We start from the raw sequence: 9499 nt of genomic DNA on the forward strand, positions 1-9499 counted from the left end.
GTAGGACACACGCGTGTGTCCTACGTCCGGAACGCGTGTGTCCTACGTCCGGGACCCCCGAGTTCAACGCTCAGCGCGTGTGGACGAACAGCGAGTCCACGCCGTGCACGATCGACGCGGTGCGGAACCCGGGCCGCGCGGCGGCCAGGCGCAGGCCCGGGAACCGGCGCAGCAGCGCCGGGTAGGCGGCGCGCAGCTCCATCCGGGCCAGCTCCGCCCCCACGCACCGGTGCGCGCCGTACCCGAACGCCAGGTGCGACGTCGGCGGCCGGGAGGGGTCGAAGTCCGACGCGCCCTCGCGGTTGGCCGCCGACAGCGACACGATCACCACGTCGCCCTCCTCCACCTGCTGGTCGCCGACCTTCAGCGGGTGCCGGGCGAACCTCGGGAACGCCACCTGCACCACGCTCAGGTGCCGCAGCAGCTCCTCCACCAGCGGCGCGGCGGCCGCGTCGTCGTCACGCATCGCGGCACGCGCCGCGTCGTCCTTCAGCAGCACGATCGCGCCCAGCGCCAGCATCGACGCCGTGGTGTCGAACCCCCCGGTCAGCACGCCGTCGGCCAGGCCCGCCAGCTCGACGTCGCTCACGTCGTCCCCGTGCTGGCGGATGATCGAGCCGATCAGCCCGTCGCCCGGCGACCGGCGCTCGCGGCGCACGATCTCCTCCATGTAGGACAGCGACTCCGAGATCGCGCCCAACGCCTGCCCCGCGCCGCCGAACAGGTCGAACCGCGCCGCCGCCAGCTCCTGGAACCGGTCGCGGTCCTCGTAGGGCACGCCCAGCAGCTCGCAGATCGTCAGCGACGGGATCGGCAGCGCGAACTCCTTGACCAGGTCGACCGGCCCGTCGACGGCCTCCATGGCGTCCAGCCGCTCGGTCACGATCGCGTCGATGCGCGGCACCAGCCGCGACAGCCGCCGCATGGTGAACTCCGGCGTGAGCAGCTTGCGCAGCCGGGTGTGGTCGGGCGGGTCGGCGAAGCCGAGGCCGCCGGGCGACTGCTCGATGCGCCCGACCGCCGCGCCGAGCCGCGCGTAGTCGTTGCTGAACGCGCCTGTGTCGGACAGCACCTTCCTCGCCTCGTCCTGCCCCGTGACCAACCACACCCGCAAGCCGAACGGCACCGGGATCCGGTGCACCGCGCCGGCCTCCCGCATCCGCTCCAACTCGGCGACCGGCACCACCCCGTCCCGCTTCAACGGGACCAGCGCCCGGTCCGGGAGCAGCGACAACGCCCGCGAACCGATCTTGCCCAGCACCCACCGCGTCGCCGAACGCCGTGCGACCCACGCCACCAAGCCGTCGCGCACGGACGCCAGAGTCGTCATCGAACACCCCTCTTCCCCAGATCGAATCGACCGACGGTAACCGTACGTAGGGGTGAGCAGCATCGCGCTAGAGGCGGATTGACACGACAGGGTCCTTGACAGACGATCGGCAATCGCGCGCGAAACGGGGGAAGCCGGTCGAAATCCGGCGCTGACCCGCAACGGTAGGCCCCTCCCGGGGACGAGCCCGAACACCCGTCGCGCGTGCCACGCTCCTGACACCGTCGAGGTCAACGGGTCGGAGCCCGGGAAGCGGCGAGCACGGCTGTCCGGGGTCCGCTCGCGCCTTGCGCCCCGGAAAGGCAGAACATGTCGTTGAGACGGACCGCCGCCGTCATCGCCGCCGCCGCTGTCACCGCGCTCGCGCTCGCCCCCGCCGCACGGAGCCAGGACGAGGCGCGGGCGGTGCCGACGACGGACGCGAGCGACGCCGCCGCGGGGTGGCTGGCCCGGCAGCTCGTCGACGGCGACCACTTCCTCTACCCCGGCACGACCTCCCCCGACCAGGGCTCGACGTTGGACGCGCTGTTCGCGTTCACCGCCGCCGGGGTGGCCTCCGACAGCGCGGACAAGGCGCTCGCGTGGCTCGCCCGGCCGGAGGTCATCGCCAACTACCTGCACTTCGACGACCCCGCCGAGTCGTTCGCGGGCTCCTACGCGAAGCTGGCGCTGGCCGTCCAGGTCCGCGGCGGCGACCCGTCGGACTTCGGCGGCGAGGACCTGATCGCGGGCCTCACCGCGTTGCAGGCCCCGTCCGGCCGGTTCGTCAACAAGTCGCAGTACGGCGACTTCTCCAACGGGTTCAGCCAGGCGTTCGCGGTGCTCGCCCTGGACCGCGCGCAGGGCGCGCCGCGGGCCGCCGTGGACTACCTCGTCGGTCAGCAGTGCGGGGACGGCGGCTTCCCGCTGATCCTGGAGGCCACGCCCTGCGTGTCGCACGTGGACGCCACGTCCATGGCCGTGCAGGCGCTGGTGGCCGTCGGCGACACCGCCGCGGCCGGCGAGGCCCTCGACTGGCTGGAGGGCGTGCAGCAGCCCGGCGGCGGCTTCCGCGACGAGGGCGCGACCGACGCGGGCAACGCCAACAGCACCGGCCTGGCCGCGCAGGCGTTGCGCGCGGGCGGCCGCACGGCCACCGCGGACCTCGCCGTCCGGTTCCTCACCTCGCTCCAGGTCGGCTGCACGGCCGCCGAGGCCGACCGGGGCGCGATCGCGTTCGACGCGACGGGCTTCCAGCAGACCTCGTCGTTGCGCGCCAGCGCGCAGGGCGTCCTCGGCCTGGTCGGCGTCGGCTTCGGCGACCTGACGGCCGACGGCGGCACGCCGGGCACGCCGGTGCTGGACTGCCCGGCCACCACCACGTCGTCGACCGCGGCCACCACCACGAGCACCGACACCACGACGACCACCGGCACCGACGCGACCACCACCACGACGGACGCCTCCGTCACGGCCACCACCACGACCGCCGCGGTGGTGGCCGTGACGGCCAACCGGGGCAACCTGGCCCGCACCGGCGCGGACGTCGGCCCGGCGCTGTGGGTCGGCGCGCTGCTGCTGGTCGGCGGGGTGCTCACGGTCCTGTTGTCGCGCAAGCGGTACGCGGATGCGCGGAAGTGACCGGCCGGTGGGCGCGAGCGCTGACGGCGGCGGCCGTCGTCGGGCTCGCGATGACGAACGCCCCGCTGACCGCGCAGGCGGCTGACTGCGCGGGCGTCACGGTCGTCGTGGACTTCCGCTCGTTGGGCGGCGGCGTGCAGACCGGGTGCGCGCCCGGTGACCCCGCCACGGGGACGGCCGCGCTCAGCGCCGCCGGATTCGGCTACACGTTCGCCGCCCTCCAGCCGGGGTTCGTGTGCCGGATCAACGGCAAGCCGAGCAGCGACCCGTGCCGGACCACGTCGCCGACCACGGCCTACTGGGGCTACTGGCACGGCCGGCCCGGCGAGTCGTGGGTCTACAGCAGCACGAGCGCGAGCGCGTACGACCCCGCGCCGGGCACCGTCGAGGGCTGGTCGTTCGGCGCGGGCGAGCCGCCGGGCATCGCGCCGCCGGCGCCCGCGCCGAAGCCCGCCCCACCGGCGCCCCCCGCGCCCGACCCTGGGCAGCCCGCGCCGAACCCGGCGCAACCGGGTCAACCCGGCCAACCGAATCAGCCGCAACCGCCCGCGCCGCGGCAGCCCGGCCCGCCGACCGCCGAACCCACGCAGGAGACGACCACCACCACGGCGGAGACGACGACCACGCCGCCTTCCTCCGCCGAGGAAACGACGGTCGGCGGAACTTCGTCGAGTCCGGTCGTGCCGACGGACGGCGCGTCACCGGAAGCAGGAGCCGAGCCGACGCCGGACTCGGGCGGCGCGGTCGGCCTGGTGATCGGGATCGTGGTGGTCGCCGTGTTGGCCGGCCTCGGGGTGTGGACCGCGCGGCGGCGCGCCAGGGCGGCGGAGTGAGCCTGCACCCCGGTGCGTGGTGGCTGTGGGCGTTGTGCCTGGCCGCCGTCGCGGCCCGCACCACCAACCCGCTGCTGCTGGCGCTGGTGATCGCGGTCGCCGGGTACGTCGCCGTGTCGTGCCGCGAGGACACGCCGTGGGCGAGCGCGTACGGGGTGTTCCTCAAGTTCGCCCTGGTGGTGCTCGCCGTCCGGGTGGTGCTGCACGTGCTGCTCGGCGGTGTGGGCGGGCCGACCGTGCTCGTGACGCTGCCCGAGATCCCGCTGCCCGACTGGGCGAAGGGCATCCGGCTGGGTGGTCCGGTGAGCGCCGAGGGTCTCGCTTTCGCGCTGTACCAGGGGCTCCAGCTCGCCACGTTGCTGTGCTGCGTGGGCGCGGCGAACGCGTTGGCCAACGCCAAGCGGCTGCTGCGGTCGCTGCCGGCCGCGTTGTACGAGGTGAGCGTGGCGGTGGTGGTGGCGTTGACGGTCGCGCCGCAGCTCGTGGCCAGCGCGCGGTCGGTGCGCCGGGCGCGGGCGTTGCGGGGTGACGCCGTGCGCGGCGTGAAGGCGATGCGGGTGCTGATGGTGCCGGTGCTGGAGGACGCGTTCGAGCGGTCCCTGGTGCTGGCCGCGGCGATGGACTCGCGCGGCTACGGCCGGGCGGCGGGGCTGCCGCGGCGGACCAGGGTGCTGACGGGCGTGCTGGTGCTGGGCGGCCTGGTCGGGTTGTGCGTCGGCGCGTACGGGCTGCTCGGCGGCGGCACCCCGAACACGGTCGGCACGCCGATGCTGGCGGCCGGGGCGGCGCTGGCCGTCGCGGGCCTGTGGACCGGGTCGCGGCGGGTGCGGCGCAGCCGGTACCGGCCGGACCGGTGGGGGCCGCGGGAGCTGCTGATCGCCGCGTCCGGCCTGCTCGCCGCACTGGCGACGTACCTCGCCCCGGACGGCCTCGGCCGGGCGGCGCTGACCCCGGACACCGTGCCGCTGGTCCCGCCCGAACTGCCGCTGCTGCCCGCGGTCGGCCTGCTGTGCGCGCTCGCGCCCGTTGTCGTCGCCAGGAACAGGATGGGCCAGTGATCCGGTTCGAGAACGTCTCCGTCACCTACCGCGACGCCGCCGCGCCCGCGTTGGCCGGGGTGGACCTGCACGTGCCGGAGGGCGAGCTGTGCCTGGTGGTCGGGCGGACCGGGTCGGGCAAGTCGACGCTGTTGCGCGCGGTCAACGGGCTGGTGCCGCACTTCACCGGCGGCACGCTCACCGGCCGCGTGCTGGTGGACGGCCGCGACACCCGCACGCACCCGCCGCGCGAGCTGGCGGACGTGGTCGGCGTGGTGGCGCAGGACCCGCAGGCCGGGTTCGTCACCGACTCGGTCGAGGAGGAGCTGGCGTACTCGATGGAGTCGCTGGGACTGCCCAACCCGGTGATGCGCAAGCGGGTCGAGGAGACGCTGGACCTGCTCGGGCTGGCCGACCTGCGCCGCCGCCCGCTGGCCGCCCTGTCCGGCGGGCAGCAGCAGCGCGTGGCCGTCGGCGCGGCCCTCACCGCGCACCCGCGGGTGCTGGTCCTGGACGAGCCGACCTCGGCGCTGGACCCCGGCGCGGCGGAGGACGTGCTGGCCGCGGTGCACCGGCTGGTGCACGACCTCGGCATGACCGTGCTGATCGCCGAGCACCGGCTGGAACGGGTCGCGCAGTACGCCGACCGCGTGGTGTGGCTGCCGGGCGGCGGGCTGCCGCCGGTCGCGGGCGACCCCGGTCCGGTCCTGGCGGACGCCCCGGTCGCGCCGCCCGTGGTGCGGCTGGGCCGGCTCGCCGGGTGGGACCCGGTGCCGGTGTCCATCCGGGACGCGCGGCGCAGGGCCGGTCCCTTGCGCGACCGCCTCGCCACGCCACCCGCATCCACTCCACCCGCGCGCACGTCGTCCACGCCCGCGCCACCTACATCCGCGCCACCCGCGCCCGCGCCCACATCCGCGTCGTCCACGTCGTCGCCACCCACGCCCACATCCGCGTCGTCCGCGCCTGCACGGCTCGCGCCGGCGTCGTCCACGTCGTCACCGGCAGCGGGCCTGGTGCGGGTTCGGGACCTGCGGGTCCGCTACTCCGCCGTGGACGCGCTGCGCGGCGTGTCGCTGGACGTCGGCGCGGGTGAGCGGGTCGCGGTGATGGGCCGCAACGGGTCCGGCAAGTCCAGCCTGCTGTGGGCCGTGCAGGGCACCGGCAAGCGGTCCGGCGGCGAGGTGGCGGTGGAGGACGTGGACCCGGCGACGCTGAAGCCCGGACCGCGGCGGCGCGCCGTCGGCCTGGTGCCGCAGCAGCCCGGCGACCTGCTGTACCTGCACACGGTCGGCGGCGAGTGCGCGCAGGCCGACCGCGAGTCCGGCCGGTCCCCGGGCACGTGCCGCGAGTTCCTGGACCGGCTCGCGCCGGGCATCCCGGACGACCGCCACCCGCGCGACCTGTCCGAGGGGCAGCGGCTCGCGCTGGTGCTGGCGGTGGCGCTCACCCCGTCGCCGCGCGCCGTGCTGCTGGACGAGCCGACCCGGGGCCTGGACTACCCGGCGAAGACGCGGCTGGCCGAGGCGTTGCGGGACCTCGCCGACGACGGGCACGCGGTCGTGCTGGCAACCCACGACGTGGAGTTCGTGGCCGAGTACGCGACCCGCGTGGTGGTGCTCGCCGAGGGCGAGGTGGTGGCCGACGGGCCGACCGCCGAGGTGGTCACCGCGTCGCCGGTGTTCTCGCCGCAGGTGGCGAAGGTGCTCGCACCGCAGCAGTGGCTGACCGTGGCGGACGTGCGCGCGGCCCTGGCGGCCCGGTGAACGGCGCGCCCGTCCGGATCCGGTCCCGCGCCGCCGTCGCCCTGGGCGTGGCCGCCGCGATCAGCGTCGTCGCGTTCGGGTGGCCGCTGCTGGTGTCCGCGGACGCCGTGATCGCCCAAGGCGCGACCGCGCCGTGGGTGTTCGCCCTGCTGCTGCCGCTCGTGCTGGCGGTCGTGCTGGCCGAGATCAGCGAGGGCGGCCTGGACGCGAAGGCCGTGGCGATGCTGGGCGTGCTGTCCGCGCTGGGCGCGGCGATCCGGCCCCTCGGGGCGGGCACGGCGGGTGTCGAGACGGTGTTCTTCCTGCTCGTGCTGGGCGGCCGGGTCTTCGGGCCCGGTTTCGGGTTCGTGCTGGGCAACACGATGCTGTTCGCGTCGGCCCTGCTCACCGGCGGCGTCGGGCCGTGGCTGCCCTACCAGATGCTCGCCGCGGCGTGGGTGGCGCTCGGCGCGGGGCTGCTGCCGCCCGCCCGCGGCAAGGCCGAGTTGGCGCTGCTGGGCGGGTACAGCGCCGTCGCCTCGCTGGTGTACGGGCTGCTGCTGAACCTGTCGTTCTGGCCGTTCGCGCTGGGCGCGGGCAGCACGTCGCTGTCGTTCCAGCCGGGCGCGCCGATCCTGGACAACCTGGTCCGCGTGGTGGCGTTCAGCCTCGCCACCTCGCTCGGCTGGGACGTCGGCCGCGCGATCACCACCACGATCCTGGTCCTGGTGACCGGCCCGGTGCTGCTGCGGACGCTGCGCCGGGCCGCGCGCCGCGCCTCGTTCGGCGACCCCGCGCTCACGCCGGGAGCCGCGCCGCCACCTCCGCCACCGCGTCCAGCGCCGCCGATGTGAGGTGGCCCGTGGCGACCTCGGCCTCGGCCACCGCCACCGTCGTGCGGTCGAGGTCCGAGCCGTAGTTCGCGCCGGTGAACGCGATGTCGGCCAGACCGACCTCGGCCGCGCCCAACGCCCGCACGTCACCGGTGCCGGGCGCGTCCACGACGTCCCGGAACGCCCGCGCCTCGCCGCCCGAGCCGAAGACCACCCAGGCGACCGCCACCACCGCCGAGTTGCCCGCTTCGTCGCCCACGGTGATCAGCACCCGGTCCACCGACGCACACCCGCTGCGCAGCAGGAACTCCCGCACCTCCCCGAACGACGCCGCCTCGCACCCGCTCCGCCGCCGGTCGGTCCGCTTCAGCTCGCGCAACCCGATGCTGCGCCACGCGCCCTCGACGTCACCGCGCCGGGCGAGGTCGACGCCCTCGGCCCGGCGCTCCGCCACGCCCGGCCCCGGACCGCCACCGCCGGAGCCGCCGGTGCTCAGCCCGACCGCTCCCCCGTACCCGACCGCGCTGAGCGCGAGCAGCCCGGCCAGCAGCACCGACCCGCTGCGCCCTCCCCCGCCGCCGACCGGCCGCACCCGTCCCCGGTCGTCGGTGTAGAACCCTCTCGGCACCGTCGGCCTCCTCCCCCTGGGGAAGGTTTAGCAACGCCGCCGCACCGCAGACCCGAATTTCGCGGAGAACCGCTCGAAGAGCGCAAACCAGACGGTCGGTTCACTGACGGTGCGTGATCCGCCACGCGCGTGGCACACCGGAGCGGGCAACCCGGTCACCTGGCGGGCCTGCGGGCGGCCAGCAGCAACGCCACCCCGAGCACCGACATGATCAGACCCATGCCGTACGCGGTGCGGTAGCCGAGGTGCTGCGCCAGGCCCAGCAACGGCCCGGACAGCATCGTGGCGGTCTTGTAGGTGTTGGTGAACAACGTGCTGGCGTACCCCGGCCGGTCCGGGGCCAGGTCCTGGAAGTACGAGATGCCGACGCCCATCACCGCCGAGATCACCACCGCGTGCAGCACCTGGGCGGCCATCACCTGCCACGTCGCCTGCGTGACCAGCATGACCGAGTAGTACGCCAGCGCCACCGCGCCGCCCGCCAGCACGAGCACCCGGTGGTTGACCCGCATCGCCAACGCGCCGAAGCCCAGCATCAGCGGGATCTCCAGCGCCGCGCACAGCCCCAGCACCAGGCCCGCGTCACCGGTCGTGCCGCCCAGGCCCTCGGTCACGAACAGCGGCATCGCGACCACGCCGACCGAGGTCGCGCCCTGCAGCAGCACGAACGCCGACGCCGCGAGCACCACCTCCCGGCGCATGCCGACCCCGGCCGGGACGTCGGCGGCCGGCGGGGTCGCCGGGCCGAGCTTCGGCAGCCACACCAGGATCACCGCGGTGGCCAGCACGTACACCGCGGCGCTGGCGCCGAACAGGCCGATGAACCCGCCGCCCGCGATCAGCAGCGCGCCCAGCGGCGGTCCGCCGACCCAGGCGACCGACATCGTCGTCCGCAGCCCGCTCATGACCAGCGGCGCCCGGGCCGAGCCGCTGCGCTCCAGCACCTGCCGCGCGTAGGCGTACATCTGCGGGATCTGCGAGGACGCGAGCGCGAAGAGCGTCATCGAGACCACCAGCAGCAGCCAGTACTCGCGCACCGCGGCGAACAGCACCCACGACAGCGCGCCCGCCACCCCGGCGACCGCGAGCAGCGTGCGCCGGATCGCCCGCGAGTCGGACAACCGCCCGACCACCGTGCTCACCAGCATCGACGACAGCCCGCTGAGCAGCAGGAACGCCCCGACCGCGACGGGACCGGCCTGGACCTCCTTGACCAGGAACAGCGACAGGAACGGGCCCGCGAGCGCGTACCCGACCCCCGTCAGGAGGCTCACCGACACCAGCGGCACGAAAGGTCTGGACCCGGTCGGGGCGGGCGGTGTCTCACTCAGCAGGGGCACACCGGCGAGGGGGGGGGTGGTCGCCGGGGCGCCGGTCCCGGGCTGTCTCTGAAACACAACGACTTGCGCACCAGACGCCCCCCCCCCGCCGCGGCCCCACCCCCCCCCGCGACTCCACCACCTCGTGGAACGG

At 75.3% G+C, this 9499-nt stretch carries 8 protein-coding genes and 1 riboswitch; of the genes, 5 read left to right on the forward strand and 3 right to left on the reverse strand.

Annotation, left to right across the window (positions count from 1 at the left end; all coding sequences use genetic code 11):
- Positions 1–70 precede the first annotated feature (70 nt).
- Positions 71–1330, reverse strand: coding sequence for a cytochrome P450 (locus ACFXGA_RS34940; protein WP_378095569.1), 1260 nt, complete (start codon positions 1328–1330; stop codon positions 71–73).
- A gap of 93 nt (positions 1331–1423) precedes the next feature.
- A riboswitch (cobalamin riboswitch) is annotated at positions 1424–1548 on the forward strand.
- A 91-nt stretch (positions 1549–1639) separates the two neighbouring features.
- Here ACFXGA_RS34940 and ACFXGA_RS34945 point away from each other — a divergent pair.
- Genes ACFXGA_RS34945 through ACFXGA_RS34965 form a run of 5 tightly spaced genes read left to right on the forward strand, consistent with a single transcriptional unit; the run spans position 1640 to position 7419 of the window.
- Complete coding sequence (locus ACFXGA_RS34945; RefSeq protein WP_378095572.1) at positions 1640–2950, forward strand: prenyltransferase/squalene oxidase repeat-containing protein; 1311 nt, start codon at positions 1640–1642, stop codon at positions 2948–2950.
- The gene (locus tag ACFXGA_RS34950) at positions 2947–3783 is read left to right on the forward strand and encodes a hypothetical protein (RefSeq protein WP_378095576.1); all 837 of its coding nucleotides are present in this window, start codon (positions 2947–2949) and stop codon (positions 3781–3783) included. The genes ACFXGA_RS34945 and ACFXGA_RS34950 overlap by 4 nt, the downstream gene beginning before the upstream one ends.
- Positions 3780–4841, forward strand: a complete 1062-nt coding sequence (locus tag ACFXGA_RS34955; RefSeq protein ID WP_378095579.1) for an energy-coupling factor transporter transmembrane component T — start codon at positions 3780–3782, stop codon at positions 4839–4841. Before ACFXGA_RS34950 ends, ACFXGA_RS34955 begins: the two co-directional genes overlap by 4 nt.
- Entirely contained in the window at positions 4838–6586 is a 1749-nt protein-coding gene (locus ACFXGA_RS34960; protein ID WP_378095582.1) for an ABC transporter ATP-binding protein, read from the forward strand. The genes ACFXGA_RS34955 and ACFXGA_RS34960 overlap by 4 nt, the downstream gene beginning before the upstream one ends.
- Positions 6583–7419, forward strand: a complete 837-nt coding sequence (locus tag ACFXGA_RS34965; protein ID WP_378095585.1) for an ECF transporter S component — start codon at positions 6583–6585, stop codon at positions 7417–7419. Before ACFXGA_RS34960 ends, ACFXGA_RS34965 begins: the two co-directional genes overlap by 4 nt.
- On the opposite strand, the gene ACFXGA_RS34970 is transcribed toward ACFXGA_RS34965, so the two are convergent.
- Together ACFXGA_RS34970 and ACFXGA_RS34975 are read right to left on the reverse strand one after the other, a co-directional pair.
- Complete coding sequence (locus ACFXGA_RS34970; protein WP_378095588.1) at positions 7364–8026, reverse strand: hypothetical protein; 663 nt, start codon at positions 8024–8026, stop codon at positions 7364–7366. The two genes, ACFXGA_RS34965 and ACFXGA_RS34970, sit on opposite strands and share 56 nt — an antisense overlap.
- 155 nt (positions 8027–8181) lie before the next feature.
- Entirely contained in the window at positions 8182–9300 is a 1119-nt protein-coding gene (locus tag ACFXGA_RS34975; RefSeq protein WP_378095591.1) for a sugar efflux transporter, read from the reverse strand.
- Positions 9301–9499: the final 199 nt, after the last annotated feature.

This window comes from Actinosynnema sp. NPDC059335, assembly GCF_042752395.1.
Lineage (GTDB): Bacteria > Actinomycetota > Actinomycetes > Mycobacteriales > Pseudonocardiaceae > Actinosynnema.